The organism is Cystobacter fuscus DSM 2262, assembly GCF_000335475.2.
Lineage (GTDB): Bacteria > Myxococcota > Myxococcia > Myxococcales > Myxococcaceae > Cystobacter > Cystobacter fuscus.
On record NZ_ANAH02000004.1, the window covers coordinates 483,912 to 503,481 of the forward strand.

Annotated in this window: 16 protein-coding genes; 9 read left to right on the forward strand and 7 right to left on the reverse strand. The window is 69.2% G+C overall.

Annotated elements, in window-relative coordinates; all coding sequences use genetic code 11:
* Window positions 1-6: 6 nt before the first annotated feature.
* Complete coding sequence (locus D187_RS06660) at window positions 7-465, reverse strand: FKBP-type peptidyl-prolyl cis-trans isomerase (protein ID WP_002631096.1); 459 nt, start codon at window positions 463-465, stop codon at window positions 7-9.
* A gap of 43 nt (window positions 466-508) precedes the next feature.
* Window positions 509-1,237 carry a hypothetical protein gene (locus tag D187_RS06665; RefSeq protein ID WP_002631097.1) on the reverse strand — a complete coding sequence of 243 codons (729 nt, stop codon included), beginning with the start codon at window positions 1,235-1,237 and terminating at the stop codon, window positions 509-511.
* Between the two features lie 189 nt (window positions 1,238-1,426).
* Between D187_RS06665 and D187_RS06670 the strand changes: the two genes are divergently transcribed.
* The 7 genes from D187_RS06670 to D187_RS06700 all read left to right on the forward strand — a co-directional run bounded on the left by D187_RS06670 (window position 1,427) and on the right by D187_RS06700 (window position 9,384).
* Window positions 1,427-2,683 (forward strand): phospholipase D-like domain-containing protein, encoded by a 1,257-nt coding sequence (locus tag D187_RS06670; RefSeq protein WP_002631098.1) that lies wholly within the window; start codon window positions 1,427-1,429, stop codon window positions 2,681-2,683.
* Window positions 2,684-2,884: 201 nt separating this feature from the next.
* A complete protein-coding gene (locus D187_RS06675) occupies window positions 2,885-3,715 on the forward strand; it encodes a sterol desaturase family protein (protein ID WP_162159621.1) in 831 nt (276 codons plus the stop codon).
* Between the two features lie 230 nt (window positions 3,716-3,945).
* A complete protein-coding gene (locus D187_RS06680; RefSeq protein WP_162159622.1) occupies window positions 3,946-4,488 on the forward strand; it encodes a DUF2378 family protein in 543 nt (180 codons plus the stop codon).
* Between the two features lie 203 nt (window positions 4,489-4,691).
* A complete protein-coding gene (locus tag D187_RS49530; protein WP_002631101.1) occupies window positions 4,692-6,524 on the forward strand; it encodes an ATP-binding protein in 1,833 nt (610 codons plus the stop codon).
* A complete protein-coding gene (locus D187_RS06690) occupies window positions 6,521-7,864 on the forward strand; it encodes a hybrid sensor histidine kinase/response regulator (protein WP_002631102.1) in 1,344 nt (447 codons plus the stop codon). Before D187_RS49530 ends, D187_RS06690 begins: the two co-directional genes overlap by 4 nt.
* Window position 7,865: 1 nt before the next feature.
* Complete coding sequence (locus D187_RS06695; protein ID WP_002631103.1) at window positions 7,866-8,378, forward strand: GNAT family N-acetyltransferase; 513 nt, start codon at window positions 7,866-7,868, stop codon at window positions 8,376-8,378.
* A gap of 97 nt (window positions 8,379-8,475) precedes the next feature.
* Window positions 8,476-9,384: a PhoD-like phosphatase N-terminal domain-containing protein gene (locus D187_RS06700; RefSeq protein ID WP_162159623.1), complete on the forward strand. Its 909-nt coding sequence runs from the start codon at window positions 8,476-8,478 to the stop codon at window positions 9,382-9,384.
* A 3-nt stretch (window positions 9,385-9,387) separates the two neighbouring features.
* Here the strand turns inward: D187_RS06700 and D187_RS06705 are convergent, their stop codons facing one another.
* Together D187_RS06705 and D187_RS06710 are read right to left on the reverse strand one after the other, a co-directional pair.
* Window positions 9,388-10,614 carry an oxygenase MpaB family protein gene (locus tag D187_RS06705; RefSeq protein WP_002631105.1) on the reverse strand — a complete coding sequence of 409 codons (1,227 nt, stop codon included), beginning with the start codon at window positions 10,612-10,614 and terminating at the stop codon, window positions 9,388-9,390.
* Window positions 10,615-11,016: 402 nt separating this feature from the next.
* Entirely contained in the window at window positions 11,017-11,787 is a 771-nt protein-coding gene (locus tag D187_RS06710) for a hypothetical protein (RefSeq protein WP_043428568.1), read from the reverse strand.
* A 322-nt stretch (window positions 11,788-12,109) separates the two neighbouring features.
* On the opposite strand from D187_RS06710, the gene D187_RS06715 reads away from it, so the two are divergent.
* Window positions 12,110-12,955, forward strand: coding sequence for an SDR family NAD(P)-dependent oxidoreductase (locus tag D187_RS06715; protein ID WP_002631108.1), 846 nt, complete (start codon window positions 12,110-12,112; stop codon window positions 12,953-12,955).
* Window positions 12,956-13,042: 87 nt separating this feature from the next.
* On the opposite strand, the gene D187_RS06720 is transcribed toward D187_RS06715, so the two are convergent.
* Genes D187_RS06720 through D187_RS06730 form a run of 3 tightly spaced genes read right to left on the reverse strand, consistent with a single transcriptional unit; the run spans window position 13,043 to window position 17,783 of the window.
* Window positions 13,043-13,678, reverse strand: a complete 636-nt coding sequence (locus tag D187_RS06720) for a DUF4276 family protein (protein ID WP_002631109.1) — start codon at window positions 13,676-13,678, stop codon at window positions 13,043-13,045.
* The gene (locus tag D187_RS06725; RefSeq protein ID WP_002631110.1) at window positions 13,675-14,850 is read right to left on the reverse strand and encodes an AAA family ATPase; all 1,176 of its coding nucleotides are present in this window, start codon (window positions 14,848-14,850) and stop codon (window positions 13,675-13,677) included. The genes D187_RS06720 and D187_RS06725 overlap by 4 nt, the downstream gene beginning before the upstream one ends.
* Window positions 14,847-17,783 (reverse strand): Eco57I restriction-modification methylase domain-containing protein, encoded by a 2,937-nt coding sequence (locus D187_RS06730; RefSeq protein ID WP_155893200.1) that lies wholly within the window; start codon window positions 17,781-17,783, stop codon window positions 14,847-14,849. The genes D187_RS06725 and D187_RS06730 overlap by 4 nt, the downstream gene beginning before the upstream one ends.
* Window positions 17,784-18,279: 496 nt before the next feature.
* Here D187_RS06730 and D187_RS06735 point away from each other — a divergent pair, with 496 nt between their 5' ends.
* A complete protein-coding gene (locus D187_RS06735; protein WP_002631112.1) occupies window positions 18,280-19,527 on the forward strand; it encodes an MFS transporter in 1,248 nt (415 codons plus the stop codon).
* Window positions 19,528-19,570: the final 43 nt, after the last annotated feature.

Below are 19,570 nucleotides of genomic sequence, written 5' to 3' on the forward strand. Positions count from 1 at the left end.
GAGTGCTCAGCGCGCCGAGAGCAGCTCCACGTCGAAGATGAGCACGGAGTTGGGCGGGATGCCGGAGTTGCCCTGCTCGCCATAGGCCAGGTCGGAGGGGAGGACGAGCCGGCGCTTGCCGCCCACCTTCATGCCCACCAGGCCCTCGTCCCACCCCCGGATGACCCGGCCCTGCCCGAGCGTGAAGAAGAAGGGCTTGCGGCCCAGGCTGGTGTCGAAGAGCGAGCCGTCGGGCAGCCAGCCGGAGTAGTTCACCTCCAGGAGTCGGCCGTTGGTGGCCTCGAGGCCGGTGCCCACCACCTGGTCCTGCGTGTAGAGGCCGGACTCACTGCGGTTCATGGCGGTCAGGTCCACGCCCAGCACGGGCGCGTAGGTGACCTTGGCGGGGTCTCCCGATTCCGAGGAGCCACACGCGGCCACGGAGAGCAGGAGGCAGAGGGACAGCAGGGGGGACAGACGCGTCATGGACGGGGACCTTCCTGTGTGGAGCAGAAGCGGGTGCACCCTATCAGCGGCGCCGGGCGCGCGAGCCACCCGCGGCCCATTGATAGCCCATGGTGGAACCCGAGCCGATGAAGCCCAGCGCGATGGCCTTTCGGAAGGAGCCGAGCGCGTCGCGGTTGCCCACCACTTCCTCCATCACGCCATGCAGGGCCACGCCGAGCAGCATGCCCACGGCCGCGCCGCCCAGGGCGCCGAGGAAGGCCCGGCCCTGACCGCCTCCGCCGGCGAGCTCGCCCACGCCCCAGGTGCCCAGGGCCGCCAGGGGAGGGGTGAGCACCAGCCCCGCGCCGAACGCCGCCACGTCCGCTTCCGCCCACCGGCCGCCGGCCTCCGGGGGTTGGAGGAAGAGCAGCGAGCCGGGCAGTGCTCCCACCGCGCCGCCCGCCGCCGTCTGGGCCGCCGTCACCCAGAGCCGCTCGCCGCCCAGCCGGCTCGCTCCATAGAGGCCCCCGAGCGGCACCAGCGTGAAGCCGCCGTACACCGCCCAGGCGCCCGCGGGCACCGGGGCGTCCAGGGTCATCTGCGGCGAGGCGTTCACCGGCCTGCGCCCGAGGGGCCGCTGGGCGGGCAGTGGCGGCTCGATGTTCAGCGGGGCGTCCCCACCCTCCGGCATCAGCGCCAGCCGCGTGGGCGCGTCCCCGGTGTCGGGGGTGGGCTCCTGCGCCGCGGGCGAGACGAGTGGGCACAGCATGAGGAACAGCGAGGCGAGAGATGTGAAGACAGGGCGGCTCATGGTGTCCAGACGAGGGCGCGAAGGCGGGTGGCCCCCCGGGGCAGGGATGGGACCGGGTGGGCGCACCGTCCACCCGGAGCCCGCGGCGCGACGCCCGTCAGCGGACAGAGTCGGGGCCCATGTGTCGCCGGGTGGACGCACCGGGGTGTCCCGGGGTCCAGGGGCCGGGGCCGTGACTAGCTTTCGCGGGTGAAAACCTGTTGGCCGCTGCTCGTCCTCGCCGTGCTTCTCGCGGGCTGTCCACTGCCCAATCACCGGCTCGCCCTGCGCATCCGCGACGACATCCCTGTCACGCCCGAGGGGCGCTCCCTGGCCTGGTACCAGACGGTGGGCGTGGAGCTGGAGCCGGGCAACGAGGTGGAGCTCGTCAACAACGGCCACGTGTTCGACGTGCTCGAGCGGGAGATCCGCGCGGCGCGCTCGAGCATCCACATCCTCGTCTACATCTGGCGCGCGGGAGACCCGTCCGACCGCATCATCCAGGCGCTGCGCGAGCGCCGGCCCGGGGTGACGTGCCGCATCCTGGTGGACCCCCTGGGCAGCATGCGCTTCGAGAACACCGTGGGGCCGCACCTGGTGGCGGCCGGGTGCGAGGTGCGCATCTTCCGGCGCCTGCAGGGCACCCTGTCGGCGTTGGACCTCAAGCGCTTCCAGTCGCGGCTGCACCGCAAGGTGGCCGTCTTCGACGGGGTGAGCGGGGTGACGGGAGGCTGGGGCATCTGGAAGGTCTGGCTCGGCGAGGGGCTCGAGCCCGAGCAATGGCGCGACGCGAGCCTCTGGGTGAAGGGCCCCGCGGTGCGCGGCATGCAGCTGGCCTTCGCGCAGAACTGGCAGGAGGCCGGGGGCGGCATGCTGCCCGCCGAGGCCTTTCCCGACTCCATCCCCTCCGCCGGGCAGGCGCGCGCGGGCTTCGTCACCCACACCGGTGCTCCCGTGCTCACCAACGCCGAGCGCATGACGCTGCTCGCCATCGCCTCGGCGAAGCGGCGGCTGTGGATTTCCAACTCCTACTTCATCCCCACCGGCGCCATGCAGGACATGCTCATCGCCAAGGCGAAGGCGGGGGTGGACGTGCGGGTGCTCACCCCGGGCAGCCGCCACCACGACGTCGGCCCCGTGCTCGCGGGGCAGCTCGCCATCTATGACCGGCTGCTCGAGCACGGGGTGCGCATCTTCGAGTACGAGGTGTCGATGATGCATTCCAAGACACTGCTCGTGGACGACGCGCTGTCCATGGTGGGCTCGACGAACCTGGATCCGCTGGCGCTGAGCGCCGAGGAGGGCTCGCTGGTGGTGGATGACGCGCGGATGGCCGGGCAGCTCGCCCAGGCGTTCGAGGAGGACTTGAAGCACTCCGTCGAGGTCCGCTGGGATTCCTGGCGCCGCCGCGGTCTCTTCAAACGCTTGTCCGAACGGGTGACGATCCTCTTCGGCGAATACCTCTGACGCCTGGCAGCCGCCCAGGAGCCGAGCGGCCGTGGGCCTTCTGGCCTCACGTGTCATCGGACGGGCAAGCTCGTCACCGGCTCGCTCGCGGCCACTTCCCCGGTTAAGCTGGGTCAATTAACCGGGGGGCGAGATGGCGAGGCGGTGGATTCACGCCTTCCATACACGCTTCACCGCGGGAGGGCGGACATGGAAGGCGCCATGGGTTTTCTCAAGAGCTTCTTGGCGATGTACCAAGACGAGCGCTTCTTCCTCGTTGGCGTCTGTTCGACGCTCTTGAGTGTGGGTGCTTTCCTCGCCTTCGCGCTGCCCTGGACGTGGGTGGCCTACAAGAATCCCGAGTCGCTGCAACGCTACCGGGTGCAGGGGCGCGACTTCCCCATCAAGCGCTGGTTCTGGCCCTCGCTGGGCCGCCTGGCCATCAACAGCCTGCTGTCATTCCTCGGGCTGGTGCTCGCCTGGCCCCTCATGCGCCACCTGTCGGGCATCCACATGGGGGCCCTGCCCCCCTGGTATGTGATGGTGGCGCAGATCGCCTTCTTCATCGTCCTGGATGACTTCCTCTATTACTGGATGCACCGGACGCTGCACACCCCGTGGCTGTACAAGCACGTCCACTCGGTGCACCACCGCATCACCATCCCCTTCGCGCTCACCGGCAATTACATGCACGCCGTCGAGTTCGTGGCGACCTCGACGCTGGTGCTCACCGGGCCCTCGCTCGTGGGGGCGCACGTGGTGACGCTGTGGGTGTGGATCATCTTCCGGCAGTTCGAGGCGGCCGATGGGCACTGCGGCTACGACGTGCCGTGGAACCCGGGACTGCTCGTGCCCTTCTACAAGGGCTCGGCCTACCACGACTTCCATCACCGGCGGTTCTTCGGCAACTACGCCGGCTTCTTCGCCTACCTGGACAAGCTCTTCGGTGGCACCTACTCCAAGGGCTACGAGGAGTACCGCCGCGCCCACCAGCATGGCGCCGCGCCGGAGCCCAAGCCCCAGCCCGCGCCTCAACCCCAGCCGGAGCCCTGAGCCCGCACGGGCCTCCCCCTCGCCATCCTCGAGTGAACGCGGGGTGGACTCCGGGTGCTGCTCCCTGTTGACCAGTCATCAGCCCCTGGCCCCCGGTGGGGTTCCGCCCTGGAGCCCCGGAGGAGGGTTCCTAGCTTCCCCGGGGATGTCGCCGAGGGGAGGGTGGGGGTATGCAGGGGCTCGAGAGATCGTCGGACGAGGGAAGTCTCCCGGAGGCACGGGAGCGGTGGGTGTTCGAGCACACCGTGGCGGGACTCTTCCGGAGCGAGTGGGGGAGCCGGTTGTCGGCCCCGGCGCTCCAGGCGCTGAGCGAGGTGGGAGTCGACTTGTCCCGGCCGCTGCTGCCCGCCTATTCCAGTGAGACGTGGGCGCGCGCCCTGCGCATCGCCGCCGCGGATCTGTTCCCCGGCCAGCCGCCCCAGACGTCCTGGCGTCGGCTCGGCCAGGAGGTCATCCACGGCCTGGTGCACACGCTGGTGGGCAACGCCATGGTGAACGTGGCCACCCTGCTCGGGCCGCTGCGCTTCCTGCGCCGGCTCAATCCCACCCTGCGCAACGCGGACAACTACGTGGAGTCGCGCGTCGAGGAGCTCGGCCCCACCTCGTGCGAGGTGTGGTTCAACGAGGTGATGGAGCAGCCGGCCTACCACCAGGGCCTGCTCGAGGCCCTCGTCGGGCTCGCCGGAGGCCGCGACGCGCGCGCCCGCTTCCTGTCCTCCGAGGGCCCGGGCGCGCGCTTCCTCGTGGAGTGGGAGGCCCCCGAGGCCGGGTGACGTCCACCCACATGGGTAGTCGGGGACTCAGCGGGTCTCGGCTTCGGCGATGGAGTCCGGTTGATCCGGTCTGCGAGGCCTGACGGGTTTGGGGCATACTCCGGCGGCGGGCGCCGGGGCAGCCCGAATCCATGCCGAGCATGTCCACGAGGATGTTGGGAGCACAGGGAGCCGGAACGTCGCGGCCGCGGGAAGGTGCGCGCGTGGGCTTCGTGGTGCGGCTGCTGGCCGTGCTGGACGCGATGCTGTCCGAGCGGCTGCGCGGCGGTTCGAGCCAGGAGCTGGACCGGGGCCGGCTGCTGGTGGCGGCCAACTGCGTGATGCTGCTGTGCGACGTGTTGTTCCTGCTCTTCTACGTGCCCTTGCTGCCGGCTCCCGGGATGGTGCCCATGGGGGTGGTGTGCGGCCTGGGGTACGGGGCCTCGCTGCTGACGCTGCGCTGGGGCGCCACCACGCGTCCCGCGGCGCTGATGGTGTGCACGATGCTCACCGGCGGCATCATGGTCGCCGCGATGAACGTGAAGGACACGCCCGAGGGGGCGCATCCCATCTGCATGCTCATCCCCCTGCTGGCGGTCTACCTGCTGGGACCGCGCCCGGGCCTGTTCTTCACGCTGGTGGGGGGAATGAACGCGGCCGTGGTGGTGCCGCTGGTGCACTCGCGGATACCGGGGCTCGGGGTGCGCAACTTCTTCACCGCCTTCTTCATGCTCGGGGCGTGGGCGCTGTGCTGCCTGCTCATCGTGGCGCGTGACCACGCCAACCGCGCGCTCGAGCAGGCCCTGCGGGCGCAGCGCGACCACGAGCGCAAGCTGACGAGCCTGCTGGAGAACACCGAGGACGTGGTGTGCTCGGTGGATGCCCAGGGGCTGCTCATCGCGGCCAACCCGGCGCTCGTGGAGGTGTACCGGGAGCTGCTCGGGGAGGAGCCGGAGCCGGGCAAGCCATTGCTGCCGCCCGGCGCGCCCGAGTCGCTGCGCAAGCGCTGGGAGGCGTGCTGCGCGAAGGTGTTCTCCGGCAAGCGCGTGCGCTTCGAGGCCTCGCCCTCCTCGCTGCGCCACCCGCGCGTGCTGGACTTGTCGCTCACCCCGGTGCTCGACGCCGCCGGCCGGGTGGTGGGCATGACGCTGTTCGGCCGCGACATCTCCGACCGCAAGGAGGCCGAGGCGCGCCTGGGGGAGATGCACCGCAACCTGCTGGACGTGTCCCGGCGGGCGGGCATGGCGGAGATCGCCACCGGGGTGCTGCACAACGTGGGCAACGCGCTCAACAGCGTCAACGTGTCGGTGAACCTGCTGGCCGAGCGGCTCCACCAGTCGCGCGTGCCCGGTGGCCTCACCCGCGTCACGGGCCTCTTGAGCGAGCACGAGGGAGACTTATGTGTCTTTTTCTCCCAGGACGCGCGCGGGCGGCAGCTGCCCGGCTATCTTGGGGCGCTCGCTGGTCAGCTCGCCGAGGAACGCGAGGAGTTCCTCGACGAGGTTCGCACCCTGCAAAAGAGCGTGGAGCACATCAAGTCGGTGGTGAGCATGCAACAGGAGCACGCCCACTTCTCGGGCGTGGTGGAGCGCCTGGACGTGACGGAGTTGCTGGATGACGCGCTGCGGCTGCACGCCGTGTCCCTGGAGCGCCAGGGCATCGGGGTGCGGCGCGAGTACACCGAGGCGATGATGGTCCGGTTGGATCGACACAAGCTGTTGCAAATCCTCCTCAACCTGCTGACCAACGCGGGCCATGCCCTGATGGAGAGCGGGCGGCCGGACAAGCTGCTCACCATCCGGGTGGAACGGGTGCCCCCCGAGCGGGTCCGTATCGCGGTGGCGGATAATGGGATAGGCATCGCGCCGGAGGATGCGCCGCGCTTGTTCACCCAGGGGTTCACCACGAAGAAGGATGGCCACGGGTTCGGCCTCCACATCAGCGCGCTGGCGGCTCGGGAGATGGACGCGTTCCTCTCCTGCGCGAGCGAGGGCCGGGGTCACGGCGCCACCTTCACCATTGATCTGCCCATGTCGGGAGAGGAGAGCAGGGCATGACTGCCCCCACCATCACACCCAACCGCCGTATCCTCGTGGTGGACGACAACCAGGCCATCCACCAGGACTTCCGTAAGATCCTCTGCCCCCCGCCGGCCACCGCCGCGCTGGACGCCATGGAGGCCGCGCTCTTCGGGGACGTGGCGGCGGCACCCGTGGACGCGGGCTTCGTGGTGGACTCGGCCTACCAGGGCGAGGAGGGCGTGGGGCTGGTGAAGGCCGCCCTGGCCCAGGGCAAGCCGTACGCGCTGGCCTTCGTGGACATCCGCATGCCCCCGGGCATCGACGGCGTGGAGACGGCGCTGCGCCTGTGGAAGGAGGACGAGGACCTGCAGGTGGTGCTCTGCTCGGCCTACTCCGACTACTCCTGGGAGGAGATGACGCAGCGGCTGGGCATCAGCCAGCGCCTGCTCATCCTGCGCAAGCCCTTCGACAACATCGAGGTGCGTCAGCTCGCGCACGCCCTCAGCGAGAAGTGGAGCCTCTTGCGCCAGAGCCACAAGCGCATGGAGGACCTCAAGCAGGAGGTGCAGGAGTGGACGCGCGAGCTGGCGGTGGCCAATGATCGGCTGCGCAAGGAGATGGAGGACCGGGCCCGGCTCGAGGCCCGGCTGGTGCAGGCCCAGCGCCTGGAGGCCCTCGGACGGCTGACGGCGGGGCTGGCGCATGAAATCAACAACCCCTTGAGCGTCATCATGGCGAGCGTGGGCTTTTTGCGCTCGGAGCTGGACGAGTCCACCAAGGGGGGACGGCCGGTGGACGCGAGCGAGCTGAGCGACGTGTGCGCCGACGCGCTCATCGGCGCCGAGCGCATCCTGCGCATCGTCAATGACTTCCGGCTCTTCTCCCGGCTGGACGGCGAGCCCCAGAAGCAGGTGGACCTGCGCGACGTGCTCGACCACGCGCTGAGTGGGGCGAGCTACAACCTGGGGCCCCGGGCGCGGGTGATTCGCGACTTCCAGGACATCCCCCCGGTGTGGGGCAGCGAGCAGGGTCTGGAGCAGGTCTTCCTCGGGCTGCTCAACAACGCGGGCTATGCCATCAAGGAGGGGGCCGAGCCCCAGGTGAGCATCAGCGCGCACCTGCGCGAGGACTGGGTGCTGGTGGAGGTGCGCGACAACGGGGTGGGCATTGCGCCGGAGCACCTGGGCCGCATCTTCGATCCCTTCTTCACGACGAAGCCGCCGGGCACGGGCACGGGCCTGGGCCTGTCCATCTGCTACGGCATCGTCTCGGGCCTGGGCGGCGCCATCGAGGTGGACAGCACGCCGGGCAAGGGCTCCACCTTCCGGGTGAAGCTGCCCCGGGCGCCCGCCGAGTCGTCCTCGGCCTCGGTGTAGCGTGGTGTCTCGCGCGGCGCCCGAGCTGCTCGTCCGTCCCGCCCGGGCCGAGGATGGCCCGGCCCTCGGGCGCATGGGGGGCCGGCTCGTGCGGATGCACCACGAGCTGGATACCCGGCGCTTCATGTCGCCGGGAGAGGACGTGGAGTCCGGCTACCGGTGGTGGTTGAGTCGGGAGCTCGCGCACGCGCGCGCCGTGGTGCTCGTGGCCGAGCGGGACGGCGAACTCGTGGGCTACGCCTATGGCACCGTGGAGTCGCGGGATTGGAACGCCCTGCGCGAGGCCCATGGGGAGCTGCACGACCTGTGGGTGGAGGAGGCCGCGCGGGGCGCCGGGGTGGGGGCGAGGCTGGCCGAGGAGCTGGTGCGGCGGCTGCGTGCCCTGGGCGTGCCGCGGGTGATGCTGATGGCCGCGGTGGGCAACGAGTCCGCGCGGCGGCTCTTCACCCGGCTCGGCTGGCGCCCCACCATGGTGGAGATGACGCGCGAGCTGGAGCCCGCGGACGGGGAGTGAGCCCGGCGTCTCGTGCCGGGAAGTGGATGCTTCGCGGTGGGCGGCTGGCGGGTGGTGGACAGGCTGCCCCGCGGTCGTAGAGGGACAGGTGGATGCGGTGCGTACCGTCGTTCCGCTCTCCGGGTCTTCCTGGCCCGGCCGAGAAGCGGAGGTCGCCGTGCCCGTGTTCGCGCCCCACCCGAGTCTCCTGACCCTCGTCGCTCCGGCGGAAGGCCGCCTCCGGGACTCTGGAGCGTCCAGCGCCGTGGAGGACGGGAGCGCGTACTTTCCCCAGTCGGTGGCGTCGGGAGAGCCCGGCGCGGATGGCGTGGTGTTGTGGACGCGCGCGGTGGATCCCTCGCACCCGGGTGCCCCGCTCGTGCTCACCCTCCAGGTGGCCCGGGACGAGCACTTCGCGCACCGGGTGCTGGAGGTGCCGGGGCTGTGCACCACGCCCGTGCGCGACCACACCCTCAAGGTGCGGGTGACGAACCTGGCGCCGAGCACGCGCTACCACTACCGCTTCGTCCTGGAGAAGAACGGCCGCACCCTGGGCTCTCCCCGCGGCCGCACCCGCACGGGCCCGGCCCCCGCCTCGGACAGACCCTTGCACTTCGTGGTGGCCAGCTATCGGGATCTGCTGGGCTCCGGTGACGACACCGGCCAGCGCCTGTCGCGGCACGAGGAGGATCTCGACTTCATCCTCCTGCTGGGGGACTCGCTCCACGAGGAGGGCTCCTTCCGCGGCTTGTCGGCACGGGCGCGCCGCGACTTGTGCCGCGCCTGGCGCACCCACCCGGTGGTGCGCCAGGTGCACGCGCACCACCCCTTCCTCGTGCTCTGGGAGGGGGACGTGCCGGGCTCCGGGTGGGAAGAACGCACGCGGCGCATCCTGTGCGACTACCTGCCCATCCGTCCGTCCTGGCAGCTGTTCGCCGGGCGGCCTCGCCCGGCGGCGCGGCCCGTGGTGTCCGCGGCGCGTCCCTCCCGCCGCGAACGTCCCTGGCGCCTGCCGTTCGCGGCCTAGGGCTCAGGCGACCCGGCGGGTGGAGTCCGTCGGGGTGTGCCGTCCCGGTGGCGGGGGCGGCACCCGGCCCACGGGCTTGAGGTTCCAGCGGTCCTGCAGTTGCTGCGGAATGTGGAAGTGGGTGCGCTGGCCCCGGGCTTCCGCCCGCAGCATCGCCTCGACGATGTCCTTGCTGAGCAGCCGCAGCAGCCGGGCCGGCAGGAAGGTGTGATCTCCCACCCAGTCGGTCAGCCCCTCCGTGAGCCCCTCCATGGAGGGGATGGCCTGGGCGATGCTGGCTGTCCAGTCGGGCCGGGGCACGTGCAGCATGTCCGCCACGTTGAGGCCCCCCCATTGGTCCTGATCCAGGAAGAAGTGGATCATGCTCGCGGGCAGTCCCTCGAGGAAGTCGGGCACCAGCTCCTTCATGCCCTCGATGAGGGCGGCCGTCATGGCGATGCCCTCGGGGGAGGGTTGGATCTGCCGCTCGCGCACGAACCGGGTGAGCTGGCGCGCCTCGTCCACGTCCTCGGGCAGCAGCCGCTCGTCCACACCGAGGATGCGCCCCACGGCGCTCCAGGCGTAGATCCACGCCTCCTGCTGGGCGGGGTCCAGGTCGATGCGCAACGCGCGCAAGCCCTCGAGCACCACCTGGGCGAACGTCATCAACGTGCCGGCCATGTCCTCCTGGTTGATGGGCTCGCCGAGCTCCCGCGCGTCCCAGGGGTTGCGCCGATCATGGCGGATCATGTGGCGGATGGCCGCGTGCACCAGCCGCACCTTCTGCGTGGTGCGAACCCCCCGGCCGTTGGGCTCCAGGCCTCCCTGGCTCATCACATCCACCACCATCTGCGCGGTCTCGAAGACGCGGCGCACGGGACGGTGGCGCAGCGAGCCCGTGCGGTGGAGCACCTGCACGCCCCTGCGCGCCGCGTACGCCGCCGGCAGGGAGTAGAAGCCGAGGATCATCATCACCTCGGGGCCGTAGCACTCGAAGACTTCCTGGCCCCGGCGCAGCTTATGGGTGTCCAGCCGTGGCACGGAGGCCTTCGTGCGCAGCAGGTATTCCATCACATACACAGGCAACTGGTTCGAGGGCAGATCGCCGTTGCTCACCAGTGTGCTCATCAACTGATTGACCGTGCCGACCTTTCCATCCGCGAACAGCGTCTCGATGACTCCGTCGGCGAGCGGATCCGTCCTCGTCCGCATCGCGTCCAGGAAGTCGTGAGTCCAGAGGCTCGACGGCATGTAGGTCACTCCTCGCGGGCGCTCTGCTGAACCGCTCCCCCCCCGCGGCAGGACAGCTTAACGCAGGTGTTCCCGCCGTGCCGGGAGGCCGTGCCCGCTCGGGGGCGATTCAGCGTGGCCTCCACGGGAAGTGTCGATGGGTGTCTCATCCCTCGGGGGTTTGTATCAACCCGTGAGCACCCCGGCCGTTGCCCGGCCGCGTCACCGTCTCCAGGGGGAACGGTGGGGGAGAGAGCCGGAGACCTGTACCTGGGGACAACAGGCGAGGAGCCGCACACGCGGTATATGTGGAGCCGAACCGGCTTCCAATGTCATTGGGTATGGATGGTTTCGACGGCGTGAGGGTTTTCAAGCCGGAAAAGTCTTTATCAAGAGAGCCTCTCCCCGCGCTCCCTTGCCGCCTCACTTCGAGGTGGACACGAGCGCCGTCGTCCCACTGGGCAGCACCAGTTGGGAGTAGCGCGCGGTGATGCGCAGGCGCTTCTTGTAGAAGAGGAAGCCGCCCTCGGCCTCCACATGCAGCGTGTCGAGCACCTGGCCCACGCCCGGCTGGGGGCGGAACTCCATGCGCACGTCCACGCGCTCGGCCATGTCCGGGAGGATGGACGGGCTGTAGTCCAGCCGCACGAGCTGGCCGGTGCTCGGGTTCACCAGCGCCTCGCCCTTGTGCACCCAGGGCGCCTTGTCGTTCCGGGGCTCGAAGCGCAGGCGCACCCGCTGGGGATCCTTCGGATCCGGCTCCGCGAGCGAGAAGCGGTGCAGGGCCAGCGACGCGGAGGCGAAGGGCAGGTTCACCGAGCTGAACTCCGCGCGCCCCTGCCCCTTGCGCTGGCGCTCCTCCAGGTCCTTGCGCAGCGCCGCGGTGGCGTCCTCGCCGTCCTTGCGCGCCTGGAGGATCTCCCGGTGCTGCTGGCCATCCTTCAACCGGAAGCGGTCCACCCGCTCCTGGACGTGCTTCACCTGCCCCTTCCCGTCCAGCTCCTCCACGCGCAGGGTGACCACCACCTGCTCCACCTTGCCGGCGAGCAGTTCCTCCATCCCCCACGTGGTCTCTCCCAGGCGCCGCGCCAGGGCCTCGGCGTCCTTGGGCACCAGGGGGCCTTCCATCGCCCACAGGGGCCCGGGGGCCAGCAGGAGGGTCACCACAGTCACCAGGGAGGAGAGACGAATCATGGAGCGGTCCTGGATGGGGAGGCGCGTAGCGGCGGCGCGGTGGATCAGAATGCACCATGCGGCGGTGACGTGGAAGTGAGTAATCCAAGGAAGCCGCCCGTCTCCTCGCGACACGAACGACTGGGGAGTACAGGGGCCCACCTGGTGCGGAAATTGCGGAATTCACGACGCTTTTCGCGCGAGGTGCTTGCCTCCCGGCGCCTGCTGGAACGAGGCAGCGCCGGGCGAGCGCTGGCGGGGGGGGGCCCCAGCGGAGAACGGGCGGCTCGGGGCATACTGGGCCCGCACGGGCGAGGGGCCCGCGCTGTGAGGAGTCGACGAGATGCGCCTTCCCGAACGACCCCGAGCGGTCATCACTGGAGCGGGCAGTGGACTGGGCCGGGCGCTGTGCCTCGCGCTGGCGCAGCGCCAGGGCCGGGTGCTGGTGTCGGACGTGAACGAGGCCGAGGCGCGGGAGACGGCGCGGCGCGTGGGGCAGGCGGGGGGGGAGGCGTGGGCGGTGGCCTGCGACGTGACGAGGCCCGAGCAGGTGGACGCGCTCGTGCGCGAGTGCGAGCGCGTGCTGGGCGGGGTGGACCTGGTGGTGAACAACGCGGGCGTGGCGGCGGCGGGCGAGGTGGGCCAGTTGCCGCTGGTGGAGTGGAAGCGGGTGCTGGACGTGAACCTGTGGGGCGTCATCCATGGCTGCCACAGCTTCGTGCCGCTGTTGCGCCGGCAGGGCTCGGGGCACGTGCTGAACGTGGCCTCGGCGGCGGGGCTTTTGTCGGCGCCCTTCCTGGCGCCCTACAACGCGTCCAAGGCGGCGGTGGTGGCGCTGTCGGAGACGCTGCTGGCGGAGCTGAAGCCGGCGGGCATCGGCGTGTCGGTGGTGTGTCCCACGTTCTTCCGCACGAACATCGCGGCCGCCTGGCTCGTCGGGCCGGACGAGGCGGGCCAGCGGCTGCGGGAGCTGGCGGCGACCCTGGTGGACAAGTCCCCGGTGGGGCCGGACGAGATCGCCCGGGCGTGCGTGCGTGGGGTGGAGGAGGACGAGTTCTACGTGGTGCCGATGCGGGTGGGCCGGTGGTTGTGGCGGCTCAAGCGGCTGTCTCCCGAGCGCATTGCCCAGGGAGGGCGCCTGCTGGAGAAGCTGGTGCGCTCGCGCATGGGGGGTGGCCACACGCGGTGAGGGGCGGTGAAGAGGGTCACCCCGAGAGGTACGGGGGGCCGCCCGAGGTGGACCGGTTGCTCGAGGAACCGGACGCGCTCGTGCACCTCACCGGCGCCGCGGTGTCACCGGCTGGGCGAGTTGCCTCAGCTTGTCCTCGAGGCGCTGGAAGCTCTCGGACTGTCGCAGCTTGGAAAGGCTCGCACTCATGATGATGGGGGCGGCGTCCACGTGCTCGTTGTAGGTACGACCGGCCTGTTTGAAATAGTTGATCACCCGTGATTTGGGATCCCGCTCCCGGTCCGGACGCCGGACCTCCTTGAATCGAGGTGGCTCGTGCGTCCGTCTCCGGACATGCTCGACGACGGCCGTGCCGTCGGCGAGGATCCACGCTTCCAACATCTGCTCGACGCAGATGAGTACGATCCTGTTCCAGGGCGGGGCCTCCTTCCCGTAGGCCGCCAGGAAGGACTTCCGGATGCCCTCCTTGTCGTTGAAGCGGCAGCGCTTCTCGTGCTGGTCGGGCCACGCGGGCGCCAGGTCCCAGACAATGAAGACGACGTCACACCGCTCTTTTTCGAGGAGGAACCTGGTCACATCCCCACACTCGCGGATGAGGTTGGCTTTGTTGCCCATCGTCCTCTCCTCGACGACAGCCCCGGGAACGAACTGCATGGCGAAGTGCTTGCCAATCTTGATATCGGGACCACCTGGAGCACATTCGCAGATCATTCCGATCTTCACGGTATCCCTCCCCGCTCCTTGAGCTGGCCTCGCGTGTAGAGGGTCCCCGGGCCATACCCGAACTCGCGGGACCACTTCGAGAGCTCGGCGTCATCCGCGGGGCGGCGGAAGACGGGCGTCCCCTCCCTGCGCTCGACCAGGACGATGTGGCTCAGGTCGAGCAGGTCGAGCAGGTAGGGCGAGTGGGTCGTGGCGATGACCTGCTGACGGCCGGAGAGGACCGCGCTCCGGATTTCGCTCACGATCAGGGCCAGGGTGCGCGGATCCAGGCCGTTCTCCAACTCCTCGATGAGGACGAGCGGCGGAGGCCGCGGATGGCGGAACAAGGCCAGCAAGGCGAGGACCCGGAGTGTTCCCGTGGAGAGCATCCATCCGAGCACCTCGAACTTCTGTTCGACGAGCCGCAGATAGACGTTTTGAGTCAACTCACGGGTGATGGCGGGTTGCAGGTCGGTGGCATAGGGCAGGACTTCACGCGCCGCGGCGATGAGCCCCTCGAAGGCTCCAGGATCCTCCTGCTGCAATGACCAGAGGTACTGAGCGACATTCGCGCCGTCCGGAGCCAGCCGGATCTCTCGTCCCGAGCGTTGCATGGGGGCGGGCCTCCCCATGACGTCGGGGTTGAGCCGGACGAACTGCCACTGGGTGATGAAGCCGTCGAGGAAGCCGCCGACGAGTGAGTCTTGAGGGTTTTCGCTCGCAAGCCTCACAGCCGCCTTTCCCTTCTGCTTCGCGGTGACTCGGCCCTGCGCATCACGCTCGCACGTCATTCCACCGCGAGTGACCTTCTCCTTGCTGAAGAAGACCTCGTTGTTCTCACGCTCCTCGAGGGTGAGCTGGGCGGAGTACGCCTGGGAGCCCGTGTGGCCGCGGAACTCGAGGTGGATGGGCGCCTTGCCCAGGCTTCGCTCTCCCTGGGCGCGTGGGCGGGCCTTGACCTCTCCCTTGTAATGCGCGTGCTCATAGCCACCGAAGGGGACCAGGGCCGCGTCCAGATCCTCGCGCGAGAGCCGCTGCACGGTTTCGAGCGCCTCGATGATGCTGCTCTTTCCCGAGCCGTTGTTACCGATGAAGACGGTGAGGGGCCCGAACGCCAGGGGGCCGGTCTCGCGGATGGCCTTGAAGTGCTTGAATTGCACCTGCGCCAGGGGAAGGTGACCGCTGCTTTTCATTCGATGACCCCATGGGTGACATCCCGGTAGGCGTTGCGGGCGGCGGTCCTCTGGGCCGCCGGGACGAGGGGGAAGGTCGAAAGGATGTGCGCGAACTCCACCTCCTCCAGCGTGTAGAGGTGTGCGACGAGCCCTTCGAGCTCCGCTTGTAACCGCATGCGCTCCACCTGTTCCACGGCTCCGTCCCGATGCCCTCGGAGTCCCACGTCCCGGGCCGCTTCATCGAAGTCGGGGGTGGTGCAGATGAGGCGGGCCGCTCGCCGCGCGACGGAAAGCAGTCGTGCCTCGGATGCATCCAGCTGGGGAATGGGAAGCGTCATGAGGACGGACCGGAGGATGTTCGCTCCACCGAGTCGCTGGCGGACCAGGTAATCCAGGACAAAGCTATTGAAAAGCGCCACGAGGAAGAAGCGCTCCCATGAGACGAGCGCGGCGGGGTTCTCCCACATCACCGACTGGTCGCAGAGCACGTGGGGCGGCAGGACGGTGGCAATCAGCGTCCGCCTGTTCGCACTCGTTGCGATGGTGCGCAGCGCCAGGCGATAGGCCCGCTCCCCGGCGAACTCGGGGAGCGGCAACCGGGCATGGGCCTTCTCCTCGTCTACCCAGAAGGAGACAGAGGAGGTATCCCAACCGTACTGTTGGATCGTCCTTCCCCCGCAGAGCGGAAGGCCACGCGGACCGGGATGACTTTGGCACACGTCCCGGAGCCTGTGTCGCGAGGGCCCGATCTTCAACGCCAGCCGCTCCGTGGGAGTGCCAGGGGTGGCCAGGGACGGAAACCGCATCAGCTTCTCGGAGATGACGAGATCGTCCCTGCTCCGGAGTTCCGGGATGGAGAGGGAGGCGGGGGAGAGCCGTCTGACGAGTTCCTCCGTCAACGTGAGCCGTGATGCGCTGTCGTGCAGGAAGGCGTCGAGTTCCTCGCGTTGGATGGCCTCCCGGGGGTCCACCCGGAATGCGACTTCGAAGGACTCGGAGGGGCTGTCCTTGCCGAAGGCGAGGATGCAGAACTTGAAGCTCCTGTGCACCTCGTCGAACAGGTGGTACTCGTTCGAGAGGCCCAGCACCACCCGCGGGGCTCCCTGCTCCAGGAGCCATTGCCGTAATCCACTGCTCCCCTGCTCCGAGTAGAAGCTCGAGGGCACGACCATGGCCGCCTGCCCACCGGGGCGCAGCAGGTGGAACGCGCGCTCGATGAAGAACTTGTACAGGGCGGCTCGTCCCCAGCCCTCGGTCGAGTGGGGATGGGCTCGACGGAGCAGGTCGTTCACGGGACCAGGCCCGCTGAGGACTTCCCAGGGAGGAATCGTGAGGATGGCATCGAACCCGCCGTGCTCCTCGAGCACATCCCCGAAGTCCAGGCACCAGTGGATGGGACGTAGCGCCGCGATGTCTTCCCGACCCAGGGGTCGTTTGGTTCTATGAGGCCAGAGCTCCTCGAGAAGAAGGTCATTCAACTGCTCGGAGGCCTTCTGTCTGAAGCCCCGAATCCAGTCACGCAGGGCCTCGGGCCCGCGGTGCTCTTCCGACGCGCGATAGGACTCCAGCAAGGGCCGCACGGTCTGCGTCACCCACTGGGAGCGCTCGTTCGCGGTGTCGGTCAGGCCCACGAGCGCATTGCCCGACAGGAGGTTGAACTCCAGGGACGGCAGGGGGTTGCTTCGCGCGTTGCGCTTCGCGGCCGACAGCAGCCCCAGGAGCAGGTGAGACCGGGCCACTTCGACCGACACCGCGTCCTCGTCGACCCCGAAGAGGTTGCGCAGGAGGATCCGCTTGCGGATGAAGTAGTCCGGTCCGCCCGGTGCCTGGCGCCACGGCGCGACTTCCGCCAGGAGCCCTTCGTCCTCTTCCGCTTCGATACGGTGGAGGATCGCGAGGTGGACGGCCGCGAGAGTCTCCAGCGCCTCCTTCAGCCGCGTTCCCGTACCACACGAGGGATCCAGGAGCCGGAGCCCTGGCAGCACCTCGTGAAGCAGCCGGCGGCAGACCGCCGTGTCCAGATCGAGCAGCAGGTCATCGAAACGATCGAACCGGATGCCGGTGAGACGCCGTATCGCATCCAGGATGACCGGGTGCACGGCCTGCTCACAGAGATACCTCGAGACTTCGGGTGGGGGGCGGACCGCGCCCGCGTGCCGCGACCGGACTGCCCGGGCGAAGCACTCCTCCACCACGTCCGGGGTGACATCTCCCTCCCAGGCGGGGACGGCTTCCAGGCTCCAGGAGTAGCGCTCCACGAACTGGAACAAGGCATGAAGGGTCTCGGCGGTCAGGTCGAACTCGGGACGCGCCTCTTCCTCGTCCTGCGCGCTGCCCTCGAAGAGCAGCGCCTTCATCTGCCTGTCGGAGAGGTATGCCGACTGCCCCTCCCGGACTTCCAGGAATGGGTTGGGAGGCTCGGTGGAACCGGCGCGCAGTCCCTTCCCCCGCAAGAATGCGAGCAGGATCATCCGCTGTAGGAGCAACCATGCCGATGGATCGGACACCTGGTGCTGGCGGAGCAGCAGCTCATGGTAGTGCTGGAGGTCCTGGGTCAGGCGCGAGATGAGCGGCCGGGTGTCCATGGCCTCGCGCAATCCGCGTGCCACCTCGGCGAGCGCCTCGTCCTGTCCACGCCCCTGTCCGCCCAGCGCGTCATGGAGGAGGGCCACTTTCTCGACGAGGCGCCCGCCGGGCTGTCCACGCAGATGGACATGGGTCCGCGGGTCCGTCCTCTGCTCGCGTCTGGCCCACCACCAGAGGCTCTTCGTCCTCCGTCCATCCACGAAGACGACCAGGTGCTCGGGGTGGCGTTTCGCGAGCTCCTTGTAGGCCAGCTCGCGCTCCCGGGCACCGGGAAAGAGGCCACCGCGGGAGCGGACCTCCAGGACCACCGCGTTCCCCAGTTCCGCGACTGTTCGTCGCTCCAGGGCATGGCCACGGAGGGACATGGACTGCCATGCGTGAGCCGACTTCGGGGGGTGGGACCAACCCAGGTGCTGGATGAAGGCCGGGCCAGGCTCCAGCTCCTCCAGGAGATTCCGAAGTCCACGGACATCCATCCTCACAGAATGCATCCTCCAAAGGCGTCTCGGCAGCCATGCCTGGGAAGAGCCCCTTCCTTCGCGCAACCATCGGACATGCCTCTCTGGCGAGCAAGGATCCTGCCAGGGGGCCGCCTCCCGTCTCGCGGACCTCCGACTCCTATGGGGGCCGGAGTCACGGCGCGCAGGGCAGAGAGGGGGGAGTCCACCTTCTACCGGGTTCTGCGCGAGCACCAACGATTGCGGCACTGCGGCAGGGCTCGTGCGCCGACGAAGAGGGCGCGCGCGGAGCACGTGGCGAGTGCCCCCAATCAGGTGTGGAACCGGGCGGGTTCTTTCCCGCGAAGTGAGCAGGCCTGATGTAAGAAGGGGGGGCATCCCTCAGCCCTGTGCGTGAACATCCATGACCTCTGTCGCGGCCTCCCCCCCTGCGGATTCGAGCGCGCTCCGCATCCCTGGATACCGGACCTTCCTCATCACGTTCATGTTGGCGATGATGGCCGACAACATCGAGCACGTGATCAGCTACTGGGTGGCGTTCCAGAAGTTCCACTCGGCGGCGCTGGGCGGGTTCGCGGTGGTGTCCCACTGGCTGCCCTTCTTGATGTTCTCGGTGCCGGTGGGGGCGCTCAATGACCGGTTCGACTCCCGGCGTCTCATCCAGGCCGGGATGGTGCTCTTCATCACCGCCTCCGTGGGATGGGGATACTTCTTCGTCACGGACTCCTTGCAGCTATGGCACGCGATGGTCCTGCTCACGATTCACGGCTGCGCGGGGGTGCTCTGGAGCACCTCCAGCCAGATGTTGCTCTACGACATCGTGGGCGCGGGCTACCTGACCAGCGCGGTCCGCCTGAACGCGACGGCTCGTTATCTTGGGGTCCTGGTGGGCCCCGGCGTGGGCAGCCTCATCATGAAGACGCTGGGGCCCACCCAAGGCATCTTCGTCAATGTCTTGTTCTATCTGCCCCTGCTGCTCTGGCTCATGAGCGCACCCTATGGCCGGCACTTTCGCGGGATGACGGCGGGCCCCAAGCGGGCCGTCCGGGGCCTCGCCGACATCGTCCAGACCATCCGCGACGTGCGTGAGCTGCCCATGGTCGCGGCCATGATCCTGCTGGCGGGGGCGGCCTCCTTCTTCATCGGCAACAGCTACCATGCGCAGATGCCGGGCTTCGCCCATGATCTGGGCCATGGAGACCCCGGCACGGCCTATACGCTCCTGCTGGCGGCGGATGCGGCCGGTGCCCTGCTCGCGGGCATCCTGCTCGAGACACGCGGGACCTGGCTGCCGACGGAGGCCGCTTCCGCGATGAAGCTTGCCTTGCTCTGGGGCTGCTCGCTCTTCACGTTCGCGTTCATGCGCTCGTATCCGGCGGCGATCGCCGTGCTGTTCCTGGCCGGGTTCTTCGAGTTGTCCTTCAGCAGCATGACCCAGGCGCTCGTGCAGCTGAATGCGCCGGACGCCATCCGAGGCCGCGTCCTGGGGCTCTTCAGCATGTCGGCCTCCGGCCTGCGGGCGTTCAGCGGCGTGACCGTGGGGCTGTTGGGGAGCGTGACCAACACCCACGCGTCGCTCGCCGTGTCCGCCCTGGCCTTCGTGGTGGTGGCCGGCCTGCTGTTCCTCCGCGGACGCCAGCAGGGCGCATAGGAGGGAGTCGCCACCCATCCCACGCTCATCCCCCGGCAGCGCC

Coding starts and splice junctions, on each gene's coding strand:
- D187_RS06660 (WP_002631096.1), bottom strand. CDS start 465: ATGACGCGTCTGTCCCCCCTGCTGTCCCTCTGCCTCCTGCTCTCCGTG.
- D187_RS06665 (WP_002631097.1), bottom strand. CDS start 1,237: ATGAGCCGCCCTGTCTTCACATCTCTCGCCTCGCTGTTCCTCATGCTG.
- D187_RS06675 (WP_162159621.1), top strand. CDS start 2,885: ATGGGTTTTCTCAAGAGCTTCTTGGCGATGTACCAAGACGAGCGCTTC.
- D187_RS06690 (WP_002631102.1), top strand. CDS start 6,521: ATGACTGCCCCCACCATCACACCCAACCGCCGTATCCTCGTGGTGGAC.
- D187_RS06705 (WP_002631105.1), bottom strand. CDS start 10,614: ATGCCGTCGAGCCTCTGGACTCACGACTTCCTGGACGCGATGCGGACG.
- D187_RS06710 (WP_043428568.1), bottom strand. CDS start 11,787: ATGATTCGTCTCTCCTCCCTGGTGACTGTGGTGACCCTCCTGCTGGCC.
- D187_RS06715 (WP_002631108.1), top strand. CDS start 12,110: ATGCGCCTTCCCGAACGACCCCGAGCGGTCATCACTGGAGCGGGCAGT.
- D187_RS06725 (WP_002631110.1), bottom strand. CDS start 14,850: ATGAAAAGCAGCGGTCACCTTCCCCTGGCGCAGGTGCAATTCAAGCAC.
- D187_RS06730 (WP_155893200.1), bottom strand. CDS start 17,783: ATGTCCCTCCGTGGCCATGCCCTGGAGCGACGAACAGTCGCGGAACTG.
- D187_RS06735 (WP_002631112.1), top strand. CDS start 18,280: ATGACCTCTGTCGCGGCCTCCCCCCCTGCGGATTCGAGCGCGCTCCGC.